General features: G+C 47.7%; 7 protein-coding genes and 2 pseudogenes. 4 read left to right on the plus strand and 5 right to left on the minus strand.

Features of this window, described 5'->3' with window-relative positions; genetic code table 11:
• Positions 1 to 203 precede the first annotated feature (203 nt).
• Both QUA83_RS25510 and QUA83_RS25515 read right to left on the minus strand, forming a co-directional pair.
• Positions 204 to 2,945 (minus strand): family 10 glycosylhydrolase, encoded by a 2,742-nt coding sequence (locus tag QUA83_RS25510; RefSeq protein ID WP_445301815.1) that lies wholly within the window; start codon positions 2,943 to 2,945, stop codon positions 204 to 206.
• 682 nt (positions 2,946 to 3,627) lie between these two features.
• Complete coding sequence (locus QUA83_RS25515) at positions 3,628 to 6,366, minus strand: DEAD/DEAH box helicase (RefSeq protein ID WP_333296718.1); 2,739 nt, start codon at positions 6,364 to 6,366, stop codon at positions 3,628 to 3,630.
• Between the two features lie 216 nt (positions 6,367 to 6,582).
• Here QUA83_RS25515 and QUA83_RS25520 point away from each other — a divergent pair, with 216 nt between their 5' ends.
• A complete protein-coding gene (locus QUA83_RS25520; RefSeq protein ID WP_333296719.1) occupies positions 6,583 to 7,716 on the plus strand; it encodes a succinylglutamate desuccinylase/aspartoacylase domain-containing protein in 1,134 nt (377 codons plus the stop codon).
• 68 nt (positions 7,717 to 7,784) lie between these two features.
• On the opposite strand, the gene QUA83_RS25525 is transcribed toward QUA83_RS25520, so the two are convergent.
• Positions 7,785 to 7,934 (minus strand): hypothetical protein, encoded by a 150-nt coding sequence (locus QUA83_RS25525; RefSeq protein WP_333296720.1) that lies wholly within the window; start codon positions 7,932 to 7,934, stop codon positions 7,785 to 7,787.
• Between the two features lie 274 nt (positions 7,935 to 8,208).
• On the opposite strand from QUA83_RS25525, the pseudogene QUA83_RS25530 reads away from it, so the two are divergent.
• A pseudogene (locus QUA83_RS25530) lies at positions 8,209 to 9,540 on the plus strand (IS4 family transposase).
• 117 nt (positions 9,541 to 9,657) lie between these two features.
• Here the strand turns inward: QUA83_RS25530 and QUA83_RS25535 are convergent.
• Together QUA83_RS25535 and QUA83_RS25540 are read right to left on the minus strand one after the other, a co-directional pair.
• A complete protein-coding gene (locus QUA83_RS25535; protein ID WP_333296721.1) occupies positions 9,658 to 14,475 on the minus strand; it encodes a glutamate synthase-related protein in 4,818 nt (1,605 codons plus the stop codon).
• A 658-nt stretch (positions 14,476 to 15,133) separates the two neighbouring features.
• A pseudogene (locus tag QUA83_RS25540) lies at positions 15,134 to 15,406 on the minus strand (hypothetical protein); the annotation flags it as partial.
• Positions 15,407 to 15,833: 427 nt separating this feature from the next.
• Here QUA83_RS25540 and QUA83_RS25545 point away from each other — a divergent pair.
• Both QUA83_RS25545 and QUA83_RS25550 read left to right on the plus strand, forming a co-directional pair.
• A complete protein-coding gene (locus tag QUA83_RS25545; protein ID WP_333296723.1) occupies positions 15,834 to 21,326 on the plus strand; it encodes an AAA family ATPase in 5,493 nt (1,830 codons plus the stop codon).
• Positions 21,327 to 21,458: 132 nt separating this feature from the next.
• Entirely contained in the window at positions 21,459 to 24,092 is a 2,634-nt protein-coding gene (locus QUA83_RS25550; protein WP_333296724.1) for a phosphodiester glycosidase family protein, read from the plus strand.
• Positions 24,093 to 24,172 lie beyond the last annotated feature (80 nt).

Raw genomic sequence — 24,172 nt, forward strand, 5'->3', positions numbered from 1 at the left:
TTTAATAATTTTAGGAATCGCGTATTAGCTTGCTGGTCTGATTAGATAAACTTATAACCATAAGTTCAGGAGAGCCGTATGGCTGTGAAAAAAACAAGGTGAGGATTACCCGTGGATCGCGAACTAACTTAATTAGAGTACGATCGCCCAAATGTTAGCACGATCGCACTATCCACAACAGCACACACCCCAAAAATCTGTATTTACCTGCGATTCAACTCCATTCTTTCGCCGTAGCGTAAAAGCATATCCAAACTCTCCAAACGATTTTGCCAAGTTTGTACCTGATAGCTATTTTCGGCAGAATGCAAGCGCATCGAAGATTGAAATTGAGATTCAAAACTCCTTAACAATCTTTTAGTAGTTGCTAAACTTTCCCTAGAAGGATTTGCCGCCAACTTGCTCAAAGCTTGCGCCAATTCATCGGCTCGACTTTGCAAAACTTTCAGTTCAGATTCCGACACCCGCAACTGATTGTTAGCCAATAAAAAACTCCATTCCTGCTTGAGAGCAGTATACCGCGAAGCCGCCGCCGCAAACGGCTGTCGGTAAGGAATCGGTTCCGCAGCAGAAGTGGAACGCACTGGGGTGCCTTGAGTGCGGTTAAAAAACCCCTGCATCCCGCTGCTGATACTTTCCACCGCAAAAATAGCATAGCCCCCTGTCGGTAAATCGCGCAAAGCTTGAATTTGGTCGATCGCCACAACTTCCGGGAGAGTCAACAACTTAACCGAGGGAGAAATCAAAGCCGAACCCAGAATTTGTTCCTTTACCAACGGTTCGGTGATGCGCTGAAGTCGGTTCGTATCCAAAGCATAAGTCATCGGCACAATCAAATCTACAATGCCCTGACGAGCCCAAACTTCCCAGTTTTGCTGAATTTTGTAAATCCGCTGACTTTCCGGGTGCGGAAACACTGCCACCGACAGAATTGTGCGCGGATAATTCTGCCGCAAAAGCTGAGAAACTTCAGCTACAAAACTATTAATTTGATTAGTTTTAAACTCAACCCACTGCCGCCACAAACTGCCGTTTCTGGGGGAAATATTCACGGGATCTGCACCAGTCAACTGCCTAAATTGCTGCCTCGCCGCAATACCGTAACCGTAAGTAAAATTCGCATTGTCATCTTGAAAAGGATAGCGAATATAGTCTAATTGTACCCCATCTACTTTGTAGTTATTGGCAATTTCGCTGACAATTTGTAGCAAATAATTCCGCGCTTCCGGGTTCGCCGGATCGATATAAAATTTACCATCGTTAGGATTTTGCGTCCGTCCTTTATTATCAATATTTGCCCACTGTGGATGGGCGGAAAGCACAGGGCCTGGGTAAGAGCTAGGCTGGCCAATTAAAGTATTGTGGCGCTTATTTCCTGTGGCAAAAACCCAAACCCAAGCGTGCAGTTCCATGCCTCGCTCGTGGGCTAATTTTACCGCAGATGCCAGCGGGTCCCAGCCAACAGTTAGGGGATTTTGTTGCGGTGCAACTTGACTGGGATAAATGGTATATCCGGCATTCAATGTTTCAAAGAAAACAGTATTGATACCGGCGGCGGCGAGTCGATCGAACACTGCCGCCAAACCCTGTTCAGATCGTGCTGCGACGATCGTCCCGCGATCGAGCCAAACCGCCCGAATTTCCGCCCCAACGCGCTGTCCTTCCTTCGGGTAATTTTGCCACAGCAACTGCCGCGCTTCCACCCACTGCGATCTCGCCTCCGCGTAGTTTTGCTGTTGCAGGAGTTGGTCAAAATTTTGCAAAACCTGCCGCGCTTGGGCGATCGCCCGTACCCTAATCGCTTGTAGAACAGGGGGGCGACTGGCGGCCGGGCCGCCTCCGCCCTGTTCTGCCGCCACCAGTTGAGGGGAGGTAGCAGCATTGAGATTGATGGCGGTATTGGCTGAATTAGATGCTGTCAGGGCGCTTTCAAACCGGCCCAGGAGGTTTGTGAGTTCTTGGCGCATCAAGTACGCTTCAATGCTGACGATCGGCTTATTGGAATTTGGCTGCACGTCCAAACCCGCCGGCGCCGACTGATCCGAAGGGTCTGTAAAAGTTGCAGGTACTGGATCGGGAAGCGAGCCAGAGGGAGAAAGTCGGCTCAGCGGGGTAGTACGCGGCAAACTAGGGCTGTTTCTAGTGACTCTTGAGGGGGGAGTTGGCAGTGGGGTCGCGGCAGCAGGGGGTGGCGCGGAGGGCGCAGAAGCGATTGTGCCTCCCCAGCGGGCGATCGAGGCTTGCAGCCAAGCCTTATCTACATTTGCCGAACCGTCGCTACCCCAGCGCCAGCCGAGATATGTAGCGCGATCCGTGGCGATGGCTGCGGAGGAACCGGAACTATCTTTCCAAGTAGCAATAGTTTGACTGTTCGCATCAGCCGGAATCAAGACACCGCCTTGGACTGAGGCATTTTTTTGTTCTGGGGGCACCCAACTGTTAGAAGTAGTGCAAGCAAGATCCCGACAGCGACTGCGCGGTTGCGGAGTCGCCGGTTGGGTTAACGGAAAAGCCCAATAGGCCCCAAGGAGCGATCGCAAAGATTGGCGCACTAAGGCCGGGGAACTGCGGCCGACGGGGCCCGAAGCAATCAAGCGGCCGCCCTGGGAGGCCCAAGCTTCTAAAACTTTAATTTGTGCCGGAGTCAAAGTTTCAATGTTGGGCAAAAACAGCACGTTAACGCCTGTTAAATCCGCCGTACTTTTGATTTCTTCGAGATTGATTGGTTTGTAAGCAATGCCACTTTCCCAGAGGCGCGTGGTAATCTTTACCCAGTCGGGAGAATTCTCGGAACTGCGAACAACGCCCAGAACTACTTCTGCGAAACTCGGAGAGGGAAATAGGATGAAGAGATTGAGTAATGTACTCGCTAGAGTTCCAATTAAGACTCTTTGCAAGAAAGTGAAAAAGCGAATTTTTTGAACCTGGGAGCAGGCATCAGGCATTTGATCGGGCTTTTTGATTTGTTGCATCATAAATATGAGAATTACCCAGCGCACCGTTTCGGAAAATTTCAATAACAATTAAGAGCGATCGATCCGCACCATACAATTGTCTATCCTGGCCTGCAACCTGAATCAGGAAAAAGTGCGATCGATCGATTTTAGATTTTAGATTTTGGATTTTAGATTTTGGATTTTAGATTTTGGATTTAAATCCATTGGTGACAAGTTAAGACTTAATTGCATTTGTCAATCAGTAATATTACTCAAAAAAACTGCTTTTTTAGGAGTGGAAAATTCACGATTTGAGAGGGAGTAGGTATAAATATCACCCTCGGCATGATTCCTCATGATTCCTCGATCGCCCAAATCTCAGTTTTATGCCCAAAATCCCAGTAAATGTTGAGCATAATTGCTGATTGACAAATGCTTTCTTAGCTTAACTTGTTACCAATGATTTAAATCTGGGTCTATTCCTCATGACAGTTGACAAATGACTGTTTGACCATTTGGGCATTTGAACAATACCGATGCAACCGGAAACGATTTTAGATTAAAACCTGGGTGCATTTGGGTTGAAAAACCCCAAATACAATTTAGATGCCACACAGCTTACAGCCAACTGTCAACAGCCAACTGTCAACAGTCAACCGTCAACAGCCAACAGTCAACTGTCAACAATTTTCTAAGTTGCAGCTTCATTCACCGGGAATCTATCGATTAACTGCATCGCCCGACAAGCATTCCTCCGCAGAGAATCCGAAACATGAGGAACATGAGGAATCTGAGACAAGAAATCCAAAGTCCGGCGCAAAATCCGCACCACATCCCCTTCATCCAAACTCGTATGGCTAATCAGGTCCAGCCATTCAACGCCCAGAGCCCACTGTTCGACCAAAGTCACTAAATCCCGTTCCAGCCAAATCGGGATCGCAGCTTCGTGGCGGTACTGCACTTGAAACAATCGGCGGCGCAGGCCTTTTTGCAGATTGTCCAAAGGTGCCAAAACTTCCGGCGACAGCGAGTAGTGAGTCCAACTGTCCGGCCTGGAAACTTCTGTAACTAAGGCCGCGCAAGCAGCAGCGAGGTGGTGGGGATCGAGTTCGTCAAACTCCGCAGACATCAAGGACAAACCCAGCCACAGTTCGTTATCGCCGCGAATGGCGGCGCAAGCTTGCCCCAAGACGGTGGGCACCAACCTGTCGGAGGAGTCATCTCGGTTTCCAGTTGCCGAAACTACTCTTTCCAAGCAGCCGAAATTCAGCAAGATGTCGATTAAGTTGAGAAATTGCTCCCAGTAGCGAGCTCGCTGCTTTTCTAACTCTTGTTCGCTTTTGCGAACTTCTTTTTTCAATTCTTCCCGGCGGCGCTGGCGTTTGAGCAAAGTACCGGGATTGCCCCATTCTAGAACCGGGTGAATTTCTAGCTTAGCTTCTACGGCTGCGATTTTCTGCTGTTGCTCGATCGCCTCTGGGCTCGGTTCGGGTGTCGGCAATGGTGGGATCGATGCAGCAATTGAAGCAGTTTCTTCAGTTCCCAAGCGGCACTGGCCGAGTCTCAGGGGCATTTCCGACGGGGGGTTCAAGGTATCTGCAACGCTCAAGCGGGGTAATTCGGCGTGCAGGGTAGCGACATCGCTAATGGCGACGACATACCAGCGGTTATCTTTGCCCAAGCACACCAAATTTGGTGCTTGGCCAGAACCTGCGACTTTGGCAACCAATACGGCGGGTACAGGAGTTGTGTGCGATCGTTTGGCTGTCGGAACGTGCTTGCCTTTGAGGCTCAGAACCGTGCCGAGCACTGCAAAAGCCACAGCTACGGACATTTCCTTAAATCTGGCTTCTTCAGCTTGCTGCAATAGAGTTTTCAGCAAACGTTTGTCTTCTTTGAGTCTGCCCTGCAATTTTTCGTAATGGGCGAGGTGTTTTTCCAGGGTGGAGACATTACCTCCGGCCGCGAGGGACTCTTCCAGCACCGCCAATTCTGTTTGCAGTCGGTCTAATTCTGATTGCTGCGGCTGCAAGTACAAAGTAGACAGGTATTGACCGAAACTTCGCTCTACCAACTCTTGAGCTTCATCAAGAGTGTGAGTTTGCAGCAAATTCAGCACCATGCCGTAGCTGGGCGTAAACTGACTGGCTAGGGGGTCGGCTTTGGCGGTTGCCAAATACGAGGCTTCTTTTGCGCCTTCAAAGCGCGTCTGAACTGCGACGACGTGCCCCAGCTTGTCCATGCCCCGCCGACCCGCCCGACCGGCCATTTGCAGGAATTCTGAAGCGTTTAGCAGTCGGTGTCCCTTGTCGGTGCGCTTGGACAGGGTGGAAATGACTGTGGTGCGGGCGGGCATATTAATCCCGGCTGCTAGGGTTTCGGTGGCAAATACGACTTTGATCAAACCTCTGCCAAAGAGTTCTTCTACTAAACCTTTCCAAGCGGGCAAAATGCCTGCGTGGTGGGCGGCGATGCCTTTTAAAAGTGCTTCTTTTTGACCGAAGCGTTCTGCTTCTGGGTTTCGCTGTAAAAAATCGTCAATGATGCGTTTGAGTTCGGCTGTTTCGGCTTCGTTAACCAGGGAGAAATTGCCGACTTCTGCGACTGCTTGGTCGCACCCGCGACGGCTGAAGATGAAGTAAATTGCTGGTAGCATATCTCGATCGTCCAACCGCGCCAAAACATCGGTCAAACTCGGAGTGGGGATGCTGCCTCTTTCTACTTTTTGCTGCTTTTTTTTGGGGACTAACCGGACATTCGCTCTTTTGCCGGTCTCGTCTAGCAGGGGAAATATCCCTTTTTGGTTGGCGAAGTGGAATTGCAGCGGCACTGGCCGAAAGTCTGAGTAGACGAGCTCTGTGGGCCCGTGGACTTTGTTAATCCAGTCTGTGAGTTGGTCACTATTAGCAACGGTTGCTGAGAGGGCGAGCAGTTGAATTTCGCTCGAACAGTAGATGATGGATTCTTCCCAGACGGTACCACGCTGGCGATCGTTCATGTAGTGACACTCGTCGAGCACCACGGTTTCGACTCCGGTGAGGGAAGTACCGACTTCTCCGATCGGCGTACCGTAGAGCATATTCCGAAATATTTCGGTAGTCATCACCAAAATCGGCGCATCTCGATTGACGGAGATGTCGCCGGTGAGCAAACCTACGTTGTCGTCTCCAAATTGACTGCGGAAGTCGCGCAACTTTTGGTTAGAGAGTGCTTTGAGGGGAGTGGTATAGAAGACGCGCCGCTTCCTGGAGAGTGCTTGATGGATGGCGTATTCCCCGATTAACGTTTTCCCGGAGCCTGTGGGAGCGCACACGACAACGGATTTACCTGCATCGAGGGCGGCGATGGCCTCTCTCTGAAAGTTATCTAGCTCGAATGGAAATATGGTCTTCAGATCCAGCTCTGGGCGGTTCTGGGCAGTGTCTGGCACAAGGATTATTATGAGGTTTCAGGGTAAGTATGCTTAAATCTTGCTGAAAGCAAGTCAGCAGAGGACTGTACTGATTTTAGACCTTCGTCAGCAAATCGGCTATGAAGTCATCAGTCATTAGTCATTAGTCATTAGTAACAATTACCAGTTACCAATGCCCCATGCCCCATGCCCCATTCCCATTCCCCATTCCCCATTCCCCAATTTTCCTTCTCTATGATTCCAGTTATTTCGACTATTCCTGTGGTGCAGCTTGCTTCTGGCGATCGGCTTTCACTGCAAGTCTATCAGTTCCAAGGTGCGATTCCCGGCAAAAAAGCTTATCTCCAATCTAACCTGCACGGCGCTGAGATTAGCGGTAATGCGGTGATTTACCAATTAATTGAGTTTTTAATGTCTTTGGACAGCAGCCAGTTAAGCGGGGAAATTTGGCTAGTTCCGGTTTGCAATCCTGTGGGTGTCAGTCAGCGATCGCACCATTTTTCCCCTGGTCGCTACAATCTTTATGATGGGGTAAATTGGAACCGGATTTTCTGGGATTTTGAAAAGCAAGGTGAAGATATTCTGGGTTTTGCGAAGTCTCACCTCAATCTCGATGCTGATACTGTCAAAGTTAATTACAGAAAAGCGATTGCTTTGAGTTTTGCGAAAGAGTTGGCAAAAATTAATGCTCCTAGTTGCCGCCCCTACAGCGAACTTTACCGATATCAGCTACAATCTTTGTGTTTGGATGCTGACTATGTGCTGGATTTGCACAGTTCTACGAATCAAAGTTTAGATTACCTTTACTGTTTTAATTCCCGCGAGGAGAGTGCGAAAGCTTTTTTGCTCGATCGCGCAATCTTGATGGACGAGTACGATGGGGATGCTTTTGACGAGGCGTTTCTCAAGCCTTGGCTGGCTTTGGAGAAGATTTTAGCCGAGTTGGGAAGTGCGCTGAAATTTGACGTGGAAGCTTGGACTTTAGAATTAGGTTCGGGGATGGAAATGAATCCCCAGTCGGTGGCGAATGGCTTGCGGGGCATCAAAAATTACTTAGCAAGTAAGGGTTTATTGAAAGTAGAGGGATTTCCTCTCCCGGAAACTGTGAATCATCAAGTTATTTTCACCCCCAAGCATTCGCTGAACACATACTACGCGCCGGCGGGCGGGATGATTCAAAATCGAGTGCAATTGGGGAGTTATGTCAAAAAGGGCGATCGGCTTTATCAAATTCTCAGCTTTAATAAGAATGGGGAATTTCCCAGTTTGGTTGATGTTTGTGCTGAGTCGGATCTTTTCATTTTTGATGTTTCGACGAATCAGTCAGTAAATCAAGGAGAGTATGTGTTGTGTGTGATGGCAGATTGAGAATACCAAGAAACCCGGTTTTTTCACGAAACCGGGTTTCGGAAAACCTATTGGTAGTCAACCATAATTTACGATATACTATTGAATAGGGCTTGTTTAAATTCCGCTGCACTTTTATAATAAATATCAGGATTGTCAATTAAAGCGCGATCGATAACTGAGGCTAGCGGTTGAGGAATCGCAGAAGTGCGATCGGGCACAGGAACCGCATCATTCATTTTGTAAAACCGCCAAAAACGGGTCTTGACCCTGCAAATTGCGCGGGGAATATCCCGTTATCGTCCCATACAAACAACCCACTCTATGTGGGATTATAGAAACTTTTACTCCCCCCTTATTACTACCGTGTACACAATTCAAACTAAACTAGAAAAAGGATTTGACAGAGGTATAAACAGTGTACAATCCGATACTGATTCACGCCGAAGCCCTGGAAGGAAGAGCCTTTGGAGACCAAAGGCTAGTAAAAAGGGGGCGGCATTATATGAGGCAATGCGCCAATATCAATCGGTAAACATTCGTCAAATCAGCCTCTATCGATCTGAACAAGTGGGATACAATCGTTTTTTGGAGAACAAAAACGTGACAGTATCGGAGTTAATACGGAGCCTGTCGGATCACTGCCAACAGCAACTTAGTTGGACGACATATATTAGCCATAAGTGATAGCACTGAAATTAACTTACAATTTCACTCAGACCGACTAAAACCCGATCAATTAGGAGTAGTCAGCAACAACACAGATGTAAGCTTTTATCTACATCCTACATTGGTTTTAGATAGCGAAAGCGGATTCCCATTAGGGTTAAGCACAGTGCAACTGTGGAGTCTAGATTTAGAGCATCTAAATAAACATGAACGGCAGTATCAAAATTTGCCGATAGAGCAGAAAGAATATTACAAATGTTTAGCCTCTGCCGAGCGCAGTCAACGGTGCTTAAGTAGCGGGGGTGCGAGGATGGTGACTCACATTGGCGATCGCGAAAGTGACTTTTATGAAGAATGGGCGACGGTTCCTAACCAACATAATCATGTATTGGTGCGCGTTTGTCAAGACCGTCGGTTGTTAGGACAATCTCAATCGCTTTATACCTACTTAAGAGAACATCCATGTCAGGGAACTTATACAATTGATGTCCCTGCCGATCCACGCATTCGTCGGACGGCGAGAGAAGCATTGCTGATTATTCGTTGTGTAGCGTGTTAAGATCCAGCGTCCCGATAAATTGAATGCACGAGATTATCCGCCTAGTATCACTCTTTACGCAGTTGAAGCAATAGAAGTTAATCCCCCACCGGGGCAAGAAGCAATTCACTGGCGATTACTCACAACCCACAGGGTAGTTTGCATAGAGCAAGCATTACAAGTTATTGAATGGTATCGATGGCGATGGCGTATTGAACAACTTTTTGCCACGCTAAAAAAAAGCGGGATTAAATCTTGAAGCTACCCAATTAGAGTCCGTGGAAGCTATTCAACGACTCACGGTTTTGGCTGATAGTGTTGCCGTAAGAACGCTACAAATGGTTGAAGGACGCGAGAATCAGGACTTACCCGCTTCTGTTACCTTCTGTGATGAGCAACAGCAATGCTTGGAAGTGATTGCACCCTCTCTTCAAGGGCGCACGAAAAAATTACAAAACCCCTATCCTCCCGCCTCCTTGCCTTGGGCTACTTGGTTAATCGCTCGACTTGGGGGTTGGTCTGGTTATAGTTCTCAGAGACCTCCTGGAATGCCTACGCTTGTTCATGGACTCCGACAGTTTGAATCCATCTTTTTGGGATGGAAACTAGCTCAGAATCAACTTCTGTGTACACGGTAGGTTGCTAAGGAGGAGCAAGAGGGTTTTTTGAGGTTTTGTGAACTATCCATGTAAGTCCGGTAGATGCAAAAAAGGGGCAACTCGCGTCGCCCCTCATCTATTTAACCAACAGGAAAACTACGCTTCCACAGCAATCTTTTGTTCCGAAGCCTCCGGCGAATTCGCTTCACTCGGCGGCACAACTTGCCAGAACTTAGGCAAATATTCCGACCAATTTGCTAAAATCTTTTCAGCTTTCTTGCTGCCAGTTCGATCGCACTGAGCCTCAATCAACTCCTTCAATTGCGCCTCACCAGCCGCCGTACAAACGCGCTGCATCTTCACAATCTCCCCGTTGACGTGAGCCGGGAAAGTCCCATCTTCATCGAGGAAATAAGCCAAGCCGCCAGTCATTCCAGCGCCGACATTCCGGCCGACTTTTCCTAACACGACAATCACGCCGCCAGTCATGTACTCGCAGCAGTGATCGCCCGCACCTTCAATCACAGCTTTCGCCATCGAGTTACGCACCGCAAACCGTTCGCCAGCTTTACCCGCAGCCAAAAGAGTTCCGCCCGTCGCGCCGTACAAACAAGTGTTACCGACGATCGCATTTTCGGAAGCATCATAAGTCGCACCAGCCGGCGGTGCGATCGCGATTTCGCCACCGTGCATTCCTTTACCAACGTAGTCATTGGCTTGGCCTGACAGTACCAGCGTCATCCCCGGCAAATTGAACGCGCCGAAGCTTTGGCCCGCGCTACCAGTGAAGTTGAGGGTGATTTGACCGCTAAAGCCTGTGTTGCCGTGTTGCTGTGCGATCGCACCTGCCAAACGTGCTCCCACAGTGCGATCGGTATTCACCAATTTTACATTCTTGCTAACAGTGCCGTGATTGGCGATCGCACTTTGAATCTCCGCATCTGCGAGCAAATCATCGTCTAACACAGGCCCGTTGGTGTGTACGTCGCCGTGTATCAAGAAAGATCGATCGCTCTTAGTATCCGGTAACTTGGTCAAACAATCCAAATTAATCGCTTGAGTTTTAGTTAGTTTCACCCCATCGCGCATTTTCAACAAATCCGCGCGGCCGATGATATCTGCGATCGACTTATAACCCAATTTCGCCAACAAACTCCGCACTTCTTGTGCTACGAAATAGAAGAAATTAACAACGTGTTCCGGCGTACCGGGGAACCGTTTCCGCAAGTGTTCTTGTTGAGTTGTCACGCCCACCGGACAACTATTCATGTGGCAAACGCGAGCCATAATGCAGCCTTCTGCAATCATTGCCACCGTGCCGAAACCGTACTCTTCGCCGCCCATTAAAGCGCCTACAATCACGTCCCAGCCGCTTTTAAAGCCACCGTCAACGCGCAGCAAAACTCGATCGCGCAATTTATTTTCCATCAGCACCCGGTGAACTTCTGTCAATCCGAGTTCCCACGGAGAACCAGCGTGCTTAATCGAACTCAGTGGCGAAGCACCGGTGCCGCCATCGTGACCGGAAATTTGAATCACATCAGCATTTGCCTTGGCGACACCGGCGGCTACTGTCCCGATGCCGACTTCCGACACCAACTTCACCGAAACTCCTGCTTTCGGATTGATTTGGTGCAAGTCAAAAATCAACTGCGCCAAATCCTCGATCGAATAAATGTCGTGGTGAGGAGGAGGCGAAATCAGCGTGACACCCGGTTTCGATCGGCGCAAATAAGCAATGTACTCGCTCACTTTCGGCCCCGGCAATTGACCGCCTTCACCCGGTTTCGCACCTTGTGCGATTTTAATTTCGATTTGTTCGGCGTTCATCAGGTACTCAGGAGTCACCCCGAAACGCCCGGAAGCTACCTGTTTGATGGATGAAGAAGCTGTATCGCCGTTCTGCAAACCTTTTAAGTGAGGTAGCGTTTGTGAGAAACCGGCCGCGCTCACATCGTTTAGCACTTTGTAGCGCACCGGGTCTTCGCCGCCTTCGCCGGAGTTGGATTTGCCGCCGATGCGGTTCATGGCAATCGCGAGAGTTTCGTGGGCTTCCGGGGACAAAGCGCCGAGGGACATACCGCCGGTGGCGAAGCGCTTGACAATATCTGCTACAGATTCTACTTCTTCGATCGCAATGGAAGGGCGATCGCTCGCAAAGTCGAGCAAATCCCGCAAAGCCGTTACCGGGCGATTTTCAAGCTGTTGCTTGTAAACCTCGTAGTGATCGTAAGCCGTTTTTGCCTCAGTGCGATCGTCCCCGCTCGCGCCAAGGACTGAATTACCGTTACCGTTGCTTCCTTCTTCCTCTTCCCTTCTTCCTTCTTCCTTCTTCCTTCTTCCTTCGTTAAAAGTAGTCACAGCCTTGTGCAAAGCCTTCGCCATTTCCGGGCTGTTCATGTGATATTCACCGCCCCGGCGGTACTGCACAAAGCCGTAATTTTCCAGCTTTTTGAGGTGCAATTCTGGGAAAGCCTGACTGTGGAAAGACATTACCTCGTTAGCCAGTTCCGCCACACTCAAACCGCCGATGCGGGAAACAGTGCCTTTGAAACCCAAATCGAGCAAATCAGCGCCAATGCCGATCGCCTCAAAGATTTGCGCCCCCTGATAGCTAGCCAGCAGCGAAATCCCCATTTTCGACATAATCTTCAGCAGCCCATTTTCCACCGCTGTGCGGTATCTAGCTTGAGCCTGTGTCACGGTAATATTGGGAACTTTGCCGTGCTGCATCAAGTTTTGAGTCTTGGGGTCAGACCACCAGGCGCGCACGCTTTCCAATGCCAAGTAAGGACAAATAGCGATCGCCCCGTAACCGAGCAAACAAGCGAAATGGTGAGTGCTCCAACATTGGGCGGTATCGACAACTAGGGAAGTTTGCATCCGCAGCCCGACGCTAATTAAGTGGTGGTGAACCGCACCAACTGCCAGGAATGGCGGAATATAAGTGCATTCTGCACTCAATCCCACAGTAGATAAATCTCCCTCTTCCTTCTCCCCTCTTCCTTCTTCCTTCTTCCTTCTTCCTTCTTCCTTCGATGGTCGATCGCTCAAAATCAGAATTCTCGAACCTTCGCGCACCGCTTCAGCCGCCGCTTGACAAAGTTGCTCGACTGCGGTTTTCAGACCTCCAGGCCCGGCAGCAATTTTGTAAAGCGTTGACAATTCGGTTGCGGTGAAAGACTTTTGCTCTTTCAAGAAAGACAGTTCAGCGTCGTTGAGTACGGGGGAATCAATTTTTAGCAGCTTGGCATTTTCCGGCACTGCTTGCAGTAAATTGCCCCGCAGACCCATATTCATCGTCAGCGACATCACCATCCCCTCGCGCAGGGGGTCGATCGGCGGATTTGTCACTTGAGCGAACCGCTGTTTGAAATAGTTGTACAGCAACTGAGGCTTTTCTGACAATACAGCTAAGGGAGCGTCGTCGCCCATGCAGAAAGTCGGTTCCTTCCCAGAACTCGCCATCTCGACGATTACCATGTCCAAATCTTCGGCTGTGTAGCCGAAAGCAGTTTGGGTTGCTAACAGCGTTTGCGAGTCGAGGGTTGCTGTTTCCGCAAAAGGCTGCGGTTGCAAGATTTCGCGGTTTTGTTTCAGCCATTCGCCGTAGGGGTGCCGCTTAGCAATTCGCTGTTTGAGTTGCCAATTTTTGAGAATTTCCTTGGTTTGCAGGTCAACTGCAATCATTTGTCCGGGCCCCAAACGGCCTTTTTCGACAATATCTGCTTCGGGAATATCCACAACTCCCGCTTCGGAGGCCACAATTACCAAACCGTCTTTAGTAATGCAGTAGCGGGCCGGCCGCAAACCGTTGCGATCGAGCGTAGCACCTACTTGTTTGCCGTCGCTGAACACCAGCAGTGCCGGGCCGTCCCAAGGTTCTTGAATGCCGCTGTAATACTCGTAAAAATCGACAATTTCTGGATATGGAGCCAAATCCGGTTGATTTTTGTAGGCTTCGGGCACCAGAATTGTCAGGGATTCTAGGGGGGTGCGGCCTGAGTGCACCAACAACTCCATCACGTTGTCCAAGTTGGCCGAATCGCTGCTTTCGGGATTGACAATTGGGTTGAACGTGTCGATATCAGCTTGAGTCCAATTCGGGTGAGCTAAATTCGCTTGCCGCGCCTTCATCCAGGTAATATTGCCCAACAGCGTGTTAATTTCCCCGTTGTGTCCCAGCAAGCGCATTGGCTGGGCTAAGTGCCAGCGGGGCATGGTGTTGGTGCTGAAGCGCCGGTGATAGACGGCAAAGGAGCTTTTATAAGCGGGATTTTTCAGGTCTTGGTAAAATTCTGCCAATACGGCCGATCGCACCATGCCTTTATAGACGATCGTGCGGCAGGAGAAAGAGCAAGTATAAAAGTCTTGGCGGGTGAAGTTGGGGCGATTTGACAGGGCGTGTCCGATCGTGCGGCGCGCCAGAAATAGATGTTTGTCGAGTTCGTCTCCGGCTAAGTGCGGTGAACTGACAATTACTTGTTCGATTTGAGGTTGATTTTCTAGCGCTTGCTCGCCCAAAACCGATGGTACAATGGGAACTTTGCGCCATCCCAAAACTTTCAGCCCGCGATCGGTCAGAACTTGCTCAACCACCTGCCGCGCTATAGTCGCTTGAAATTTATCTTGAGACAAAAACAGCATTCCCACGCCGCAGTTTTCTCGTGGGGGAGGCACAATTCCCTGTTCGGCGAACCAAGTATCCAGCAATTCCCAAGGAATCGCGGTCATCAAACCCGCACCGTCGCCGGAATCTGAGTCAGCGCTGCAACCGCCGCGATGTTCTAGACAAGTTAAAGCTGGGAGCGCTTTTTCAATAATCGAGTGCGTAGCTTCGCCGCTTTGGTTGGCAATAAACCCCACACCGCAGGCATCTCTTTCTTCCACTAACCAGCTTTGGCCGGCGAATGGAGTTCCTCGCTCAGTCTGATGCACGTTTCTGTTACTGTTTGGATCGATCGTGTTACCCATGTTGATTGAATGTTATTTCCGTGATTGTGTGGTGGATGTGTTTTTATAGCTCGGAGAGAGAAGGCTGCCGAGCGGTGGGAGCCTAGTAAACTTTAAAACAGCACATTGGAAGCTGATTGGATAAAAATTTACGTCGATGCTGCCTGTACTTAGCACTAAAACCCTGTTTGCAGATTTTAAATTATCTAGCTCGCATCGCTTCGGAGATGTCTCCTAGAATACCCTGCTGTTAAAAAGCAGTGATTCTTTGGGAAATCGCCGCCCTGCAACTAGATACATTGCAGGCGCTCTAGTTTTTTGTGTGGGTTTTTCCTGAGTCCCGAAGGGTAGCCTTGCGAACTCAGGTAGATAGTAACTTTAGCGTTATTTTGCTTGCTGCGCTGTTGAGTTGCTTTCGTCAGCGCCCGCAGACACAAAAGCCACCTGCCCGCTCAGTCGGTAGGTGCAATGTAGCAGCGCGGTTCACAACTGGTGAAACCTGTCTTATTGTGAAGTCTACTCTCAAGCCGCGAACATCAAGTTTATCAAAAAATTGATAAAATTTCACCCATTACACTCAGAGTTTGCGCGCAAGTCTTGTCAGCGATGTCCAGAACCCAGGCTAAGAGGCCTAGCCAAAAAAGGTTGACAGTTTTCCATAAGCCTATTTTGTATTTTTTTACCCACAAACGTTTTTGACACTCTCCGATCTAAAGACGCGCTTGATTCTTGATTCGTTGAGACGATTTGCTGATGCAGGATTTCTCTCTTCTTCAGGAGAGCTTATCTCTCCACAATCGTTGCCTAAATTTAATCCAGAGGTTTCGGTCTGCCCGACCGTACCCATTCCCTCTTGGAGGATGTTTCTAGCTGCGTTTTCGTAGCGAGCTAATACACAACCACACTTGCAAATATGGGTTTTGGTAGATAGCATTTCCTTTACCACGACTCCGCAACTAGAGCATTCTTGGCTGGTGTATTGCGGATTAACTGCAACCGTGACTCTTTTAAATACTTTTGCAAACTACTCATTCCAGAAACGGAACTTATACCAATACCATCGTTAATTGACTTAGCTAGGTTAGGATTTTTAACCAGCTTTTTATCCTCTTAATTGGCTGATTAAATTACACCTTAATTAACTGCTGTCCTTTAATCATCATTAGCCTCCTTCATTTTCTACTTGGGCTCAACTCCAGTATCAATATCTTTTACATAAAATATTAAGTCTTATTTTTAAAAAGGCGTTTTCATAATTTGAGCTACAAAGTAGATTAAACTAAGTATAGTTAATCAATAGCACGGGCGATAGAGCGAAAATAGTAGATAGTAACTCTAAAAAGCTTCATGCTTGACAGAATCAGTAGGAATACGTAGATATGGCTAGCATAACAAATATTTTTCGAGGATATCAGATTAACGAGCAAATATACGCAGGCAATCGAACTCTAGTTTATCGTGGCCGTCGGTCTTCCGATCAGCAGCCGGTAGTGATCAAACTGCTGCGAAATGACTTTCCCCGCTTCCACGAACTGGTTCACTTTCGCAATCAGTTTGTCATTACTAAAAACTTAGAGATCCCCGGCACTGTCAAGGCATACAGCCTGGAGACATACCATAACCACTATGCTCTGGTGATGGAAGACTTTGGCGGAATTTCCTTAAGTAGCTACCTCGCTAGTCTGGTGTTCGCCAGCAACGAACCCCTAGAAGGCTTGCCCCTTAACGAGTTTCTTCCCATTGCCATTCAAATTGCCAACTCGCTTGACGGACTTTATCGCCACCACGTCATCCATAAGGACCTCAAACCCGCCAACATTTTAATTAACCCTGTCAGCAAACAAGTTAAGCTGATTGACTTCAGCATCGCTTCCCTGTTGCCACGCCAAACCCAAGAAATTCAAAATCCCAACCTCCTTGAAGGCACTTTACCTTACATATCCCCAGAACAAACTGGGCGAATGAACCGAGGGATTGACTACCGCACGGATTTCTACTCTCTGGGAGTCACATTCTACGAACTGCTGACGAGACAGTTGCCTTTCCAAAGCGAAGATCCGATAGAGTTAGTACACTGTCACCTTGCCAAGCAGCCTATCTCAGTTCATCACCTCAACAATAAAGTTCCATTGGTGTTGTCTGAAATTGTTAGCAAACTGATGGCGAAAAATGCTGAAGATAGGTATCAAAGTGCGATCGGACTCAAGTTTGATTTGGAAAATTGTTTGTACCAGTGGCAAAAAACTGGAGAAATCGCCTCTTTTAAACTAGGGCAGCGAGATTTGTGCGATCGCTTCATCATTCCCGAAAAATTATATGGTAGAGAGATCGAAGTATTCTCCCTACTGACAGCCTTCGATCGCGTGAGTGCAGGAAGCGCCGAAATGATGCTGGTGGCTGGCTTCTCAGGCATTGGCAAAACCGCCGTCGTCAACGAAGTTCACAAACCGATTGTCGCAGCTAGAGGCTACTTCATCAAAGGCAAATTCGACCAATTTGGGCGCAGCCAACCCTTCTCAGCTTTTGTACAAGCTTTTCGCGATTTAATGAAGCAATTGCTGAGCGAAACAGATGCTAAAGTTGAACAGTGGAAGACTCAAATCCTGGCAGCATTGGGCGAGAATGCTCAGGTAATCGTTGAGGTAATTCCTGAACTAGAACGGATTATCGGACAGCAACCACCCGCACCAGAACTCGTCGGCAGTGCTGCCCAAAATCGCTTCAATCGGTTACTCGAGAACTTCATTCAACTCTTCACAACCAAAGAACATCCCCTCGTCATCTTCTTAGACGACTTGCAATGGGCCGACTCAGCCTCATTGAACTTGATTAAACTTCTGACGAGCGATCGCGATCGGCGCTATCTCTTATTAATTGGAGCATATCGAGATAACGAAGTCAGTCCCGTACACCCTTTAGTGCTGACATTATCCGACATTCAACAAACCGGAGCTACGGTAAACACCATTACCCTCGCGCCGCTCGATTGCTTCAATTTGAATTGTTTGATTGCCGATACTTTAGTTTGTTCTAGAGCGTTGGCTATGCCCTTAACAGAACTAATCGATCAAAAAACCCAAGGCAATCCGTTTTTTAGCACGCAATTTCTCAAATCTTTGCATAAAGATGGGCTAATTACCTTTAATTTTGAGGAGCGGTATTGGCAGTGCGATATCGCCACAGTGCGAAGCTTAGCCCTGACAGATGATGTTGTAGAGTTCATGGCGCTGCAATTGCAAAAGTTGCCATCCCAGACTCAAGAAGTTTTAAAGTTAGCTGCCTGCATTGGCAACGAATTTGATATAGAAACGCTGGCGGTAGTTTGTGAAAAATCTGCTTCAGATACGGCAGCTAACTTGTGGCCGGCTTTGCAAGCAGGGTTGATTCTCCCACTAACTGAAGTTTATAAATTTTTCACTTCAGACGAGTTTGAATTCATAAATCAGAATTCACAAGGAGACAGCAATACTTCTGACTCATGGTTCCAGAATCCCGACTCCTGTTATTACAAATTTCTGCACGATCGCGTACAGCAAGCAGCTTACGTTTTGATTCCCGAATCCCATAAACAATCCACTCACCTCAATATTGGCCAACTGTTGTTGATTAATACTCCGACAACTGAAAGGGAAGAGCAAATTTTTAATATAGTCAACCAGTTGAATTATGGTGTTGATTTAATTGCCGAAACAACACAGCGTTACCAACTGGCTGAGTTGAATTTGACGGCGGGACGCAAGGCGAAGACTGCTACTGCTTATGCTGCAGCACGCAAATATTTAAATTTTGGCAGGCAAATCCTAGCTCCCGATAGCTGGCAAACTCACTATGAAACAGCCCTCGAACTGCACGTATTAGCGGCAGAAACTGCATACCTGAGCTATGATTTTCAGGAAATGCAGGAATTAGCAGCTTTAGTCCTCCACAATGCCAGAACGCTGCTGGATAAGGTCAAAGTTTATGAAATCGAGCTTTCTGCTTGTACGGCGCAGGTCAAACCCAAACAAGCCGTTGAAATGGGGTTAGCAGTTCTCAAACTCTTGGGAATCTGCTTCCCAGAAAATCCAACTCCGGCCGATATTCAGCAGCGACTAGAACAAACCGCGTCACTTTTTGCGGGTAAAAAAATCGCGGAGTTTATTGATTTGCCAGAAATGGAAAATCTCCAAAAGCAAGCAGCCTTGCGAATTTTATCAGGTTTAGTTTCTCCAGCCTACATCACAGCTCCACTTCTCCTGCCTTTGGTTATTGTGGAAATGGTGCATTTGTCGGTTAGTTATGGGAATGCCCCCTTATCTGCCTTTGCTTACGGCTTGTATGGATTGGTATTAAGCGGTGTAGTTCAAGACATTGAAACAGGATGTGAGTTTGGGCAATTGGCGTTAAATATTGTGGATCTATTTAATGCTAATTACCTCAAAACTAAAGTATATTATACAGTCGGCGTTCACATCATACATGGTAAACATCATGTTAAAGAAACCATCCCTCTTTTAAAAGAGGGTTACGCCAGAGGACTGGAAACAGGAGAGCTAGAATTAGGATATTCAGCCAAAGAAATCTCTCAATATTCATATTTAATCGGTCGGGAAATTGCCGGACTCGAAGAGGAGGTAGCGACTTACTGCAATGCGCTGGTTCAATTTAAACAAGAAGCAGCGTTAAATTATACTCAAATCGTTCATCAGGCTTTATTAAACCTGCTGGGGCGATCGGAAAATCCATGTCAATTTGTGGGAGATGCCTACAATGAAGAAACAATGCTCCCATTTCACATCCAAGCAAACGATCGCAACGGACTCCACTATTTGCACTTCCATAAAATGCTTGTGTGTTACCTATTTGGAGAAACCGAGCAAGCTTTAGAAAATGCTCGGCAAGCCGAACAGTATTTAGACGCGGTGACGGGTATGCTCAACGTGCCGATGTTCTATTTTTATGACTCTCTAGCACGGCTGGGCGTTTGTACCGATGTGGCTTCCTCCGAAGAGAAACAAGAACATCTGGAAAAAGTAAAAAGCAACCAAGAAACCCTTCATAAATGGGCGACTCACGCCCCCATGAATTTCTCTCACAAATGTTACTTAGTGGAAGCCGAACTGTTCCGAGTGCTGGGTGAAAATGTGCAGGCGATGGAAAGTTACGATCGCGCTATTGTTCTTGCTAAAGAAAACGATTATCTCAACGAAGAAGCTCTGGCGAATGAATTGGCTGCTAAATTCTACATGGCATGGGGGAAAGAAAAACTTGGCCAGGTATATCTAAGAGATGCTTACTATGCTTATGCTCGTTGGGGAGCGAAAGCAAAAATCGACGATTTAGAACAACGCTATCCCGAACTTCTTGCTCCTATCTTCAAACAGGAAAATGCTGGTTCGTTCGAGAAAGGTACTACTTCCCATGAGACTTCATTAATTTCTAGTCATCGCCAAACAATTGCTGGCAGTACGAGTACCACAGTAATAGATTTACCAACTGTTATCAAAGCTTATCAAGCTTTGTCTAGCGAAATAAAGCTGGAACAATTGCTCACTACCCTGATGGAAGTAGCGATTCAGAATGCAGGCGCTCAAACAGGAGTATTAATTTTGAAAGAAGAGGAAAACTGGACTATCGCCGTCCACTGTAGCGATCGCCAAGGCTGTCTTCTGCAAGAAACTATTGGGATTGAGGAGAGCGACTCTATTCCCCAGACTGTGATTAATTACGTTAAACGTAGCAATAAAACCCTAGTTTTCGATGATGTCAAGACTGAATTAATATTTACTGCGGACCCCTATATCAAGCAGCACCAACCTAAGAGCATCCTATGTACTCCGATTATCCATCAAGGCAAAATGATGGCAATTCTGTATTTGGAAAATAATCTGACGACGGGGGCATTCACAGGCGATCGCGTCGCTCTGCTTAACATCCTCTGCTCCCAAGCTGCCATCTCGCTGGAAAACGCCCGCTTATATCAGCATTCTCAAAAGCTTTATCAACAATCTCAGGATTATGCCCAAAAACTGGAGCAGTCTATTCAGAATCTCAAACAGATGCAACTGCAATTGGTGCAGGGTGAAAAAATGTCGGCTCTGGGAAATTTAGTCGCAGGGGTAGCCCACGAAATTAACAATCCCGTAGGCTTTATCGCCGGCAACTTGCAACCTGCTCAAGACTACGTGGGGGATTTATTCAATTTGATTGATTTGTATCAAGAAAAATTTCCCAATCCGGGAGGGGAAATTGAAGCCGAAATAGAGGATATGGACTTGGAGTATTTGCGAGAAGATTTGCCAAAATTGATTGGCTCAATGAAGGAAGGAGTCGATCGCATCCGCAATATCAGTACGAGTTTGAGAACGTTTTCCAGGGCAGATAGCGATCGACCCGTTTCTTTCAATATTCACGATGGACTTGAAAGCACTCTGCTGATTCTCAAGCACCGTTTAAAAGCCAGCGAGTTCCGCCCTGCCATTGAAGTTGTGAGAGAGTATGGTAACTTGCCCCTCGTAAAATGCTTTCCCGGACAGTTAAACCAGGTATTTATGAATGTGCTGGCTAATGCCATTGACGCTCTGGAGGAGTCCAATAAGGGGCGGAGTTTTAATGAAATTAAAGCCCTGCCTAATCAAATCACGGTTCAAACTGCTCTGAGCGAAGACAACAATCAGGTTTTGATTCGGATTAAGGATAATGGAGTGGGGATGTCGAACGAAGTCCAAGAAAATATCTTTAACCACTTATTCACAACCAAGCCTGTGGGTCAAGGAACCGGGTTAGGATTGTCGATCGCACATCAAATTGTTGTGGAAAAACATGGAGGTACGTTACTCGTGAATTCTTCTTTGGGGCAGGGTTCGGAGTTTGTGATTTCTATTCCGGGGTGAGCCTTTTGTAGTAGGGCTTGAGGGCAATTAGTGCGATCGCCAAAAATATCAGATTTAGTAAAAAGAGACATACAGATTTTCCGGGTTTCTAAATCCCCATGCGTTTAGAAGTGAAATTGTGAGTTGTAAGCTGTGAAACGTAATTTTTTCTATTGGCGTCTAATATTGTCAGTCTCGATTTTACCTGTACTGGCGATCGTCCCGTCTTTAGTGTGGAATCAACCCGCAAGAGCACAAGAGGCGGAGAGGGCTGGGCTGATTCATGCTTCGAGATCCCGCCAAGGAATGAATTCCCTGGCTGATAGCGAAAGTCGGTTGAAACTGAAATCTTGCACCATTCTCAAGAACAGGCAAGATGCCTGTTCCACAAAGAGTGAATTTTCTTGTGGAACAGGCATCTTGTCTGTTGCTAAACAAGTAATTGAGAATGGTGCAACATCTCAGTTAAAACTTGCATCTTGCACCATTCTCAAGAACGGGCAAGATGCCCGTTCCACAAAGAGTGAATTTTCTTGTGGAACAGGCATCTTGCCTGTTGCTAAACAAGTAATTGAAAATGGTGCAACATCTCGGTTGAAACCGACTGAAATATTGACAGATAGTCCTCTTGAGAGGACTTCAGCTATGAGACAGGGGTTTCAACCCCTGTCGGACTATAGGCTTTTGGCTCAATCTGTACCGCCCTCTTCGATAATTAGACAAGGCCGCCAAGTTTCTCTAAACGGTCGCATTCTCCCCCTAAGTTGGGTTCAGCAGTTGATTCATGCTTCGAGTTCCCGCCAGGGAATGAATTCCCTGGCTGATAGCGAAAGTCGGTTGAAACCGACTGAAATATTGACCGATAGTCCTCTTGAGAGGACTTCAGCTATGAGACAGGGAATTCATTCCCTGTCGGAATATAAGTTTTTGACTCAATCCCTACCGCCAGATTCCAGAATCAAACAAGGCCGCCAAGTTTCTCTAAACGGCCGCATTCTCCCCCTAAGTTGGACTCAGCAGCCGGCAAACAGCACTTCTGCGAATTTCCGAACTTGGATTGCTGATGTTGGATTGATGCAAGGTGCGGGAGTGGATTTGCTTAGCAGCGCCGACAGTACCAAACAACCTGTGCAGTGGTTTTCCGTATCTTTAACCGGTGCTCAAAGCTTAGCAGCGCGGGCAACAGGCCCGTATCGTTACTTAGATGTTACGGATTTTGCTAGACTTGCGGGCTGGGAGATATCTGCTGATGGGAATATTCTCAAAATTACGTCTCAAACTGCAAGTGTTACCGGAATTCGGCAAGCACAAATAGAATCGGGCGATCGCATTGTAGTAGATCTCGATCGACCCGCCCCCTGGCAAGTTAACTTTGTCAATAAACCAATCCCGTCGCCGACACCCACACCCAACCCCCCGGACGACCCCACAAAGCCCCCTATCCCACTGCAAAACCTCCGCGCAGCGCCAAACCTCGAAACACCAGACGACCCGACCAAACCCGCCCTGCCGCTGCAAATAACGCCCGTAGCGCCGATCGCCGGTCAAGAATGGTCGATCGCGATCGATGCCAAAGTCGATCCCGCCATAATTCAGCAGACTTTCTCAACCAGCAAACAATTGCTATCACTAAAAGTCGAACCTGACGGCGCTCAAACCCGAGTCAAAGTGAAGATTCCTTTAGGTTGGAGGCCGCAAGTTTTCAGTCTGGGAAATCCCAATCGATTAGTTATCGACATTCGGCCAGATTCGTTAGTAGAAAAAAACATTGTTTGGGCGCCCGGTGTGCAGTGGCGACAGCAGTATCAAAATTTAGGAACTGATCGTTTTCCGGTAGTTTGGTTAGAAGTTAATCCGCGTCAAGCGGGTGTGAAAATTCGACCAATTCTTAGCAATCAGCCGACAGATCAAGGCACTGCACCTTTATTGCAAACAGCCGAACTTTTGGGTGCTGCTGCTGCAATTAATGCAGGGTTTTTCAATCGAATTAATCGCTTAGCTTTAGGGGCAATTCGGCGCGACAATAAATGGCTTTCCGGGCCGATATTGAACCGGGGGGCGATCGCGTGGAACGATCGGGGAGAATTTGCGATCGATCGTTTGACTTTGCAAGAAACTGTGATCACTCCGGCAAATCAATTTTTGCCTGTTTCTCATCTCAATAGTGCCTACGTACAACCGGGAATCGGTCGCTACAATTCTGATTGGGGAACAACTTATACTCCGTTGTCGGGCAATGAAATAGTTGTGACAGTTGCGGGTGATAGAGTTGTCAGCCAATCCCCCGGAGGTGCGGTGGGAACAACAACTTTTCCCATTCCAGCTAACGGTTATATTTTGGCTTTGCGTGCCGATTTGTTCCCTGCATCTGAACTCTCTATCGGCACTTTATTGCGTTTGGAAACTAACACTTTTCCGGCTGATTTCAACCGTTTTCCTTACATTCTCGGCGGCGGGCCGGTGTTGGTACAAAACAGTCAAGTTGTGCTGGATGCTAGGGCGGAAGGGTTTAGCGATGCCTATGTTAGACAGACAGCAATTAGAAGTGCGATCGGGCGAACTGCTGCGGGGAATTTGCTGATTGTAGCGGTGCACAATCGCGCGGGCGGGGCGGGGCCAAATTTCGCAGAACTCGCGCAGATATTGCAGCAAATGGGTGCTGTGGAGGCTTTAAATTTGGATGGGGGAAGTTCGACGAGTTTGTATTTGGGAGGTAGTTTGCTCGATCGACCTCCGTCAACTGCGGCGAGAGTTCATAATGCGATCGGTATTTTCATTCAACCATAAACCGTAAGTAGGTAGGCGGGAAAAAACCAATCTATGTAACAAAATATTAAGTTACCTAATTGGAGTTAAACTTAAGACGT

The sequence above is a fragment of the Microcoleus sp. K1-B1 genome, assembly GCF_036704705.1.
GTDB lineage: Bacteria > Cyanobacteriota > Cyanobacteriia > Cyanobacteriales > Microcoleaceae > Microcoleus.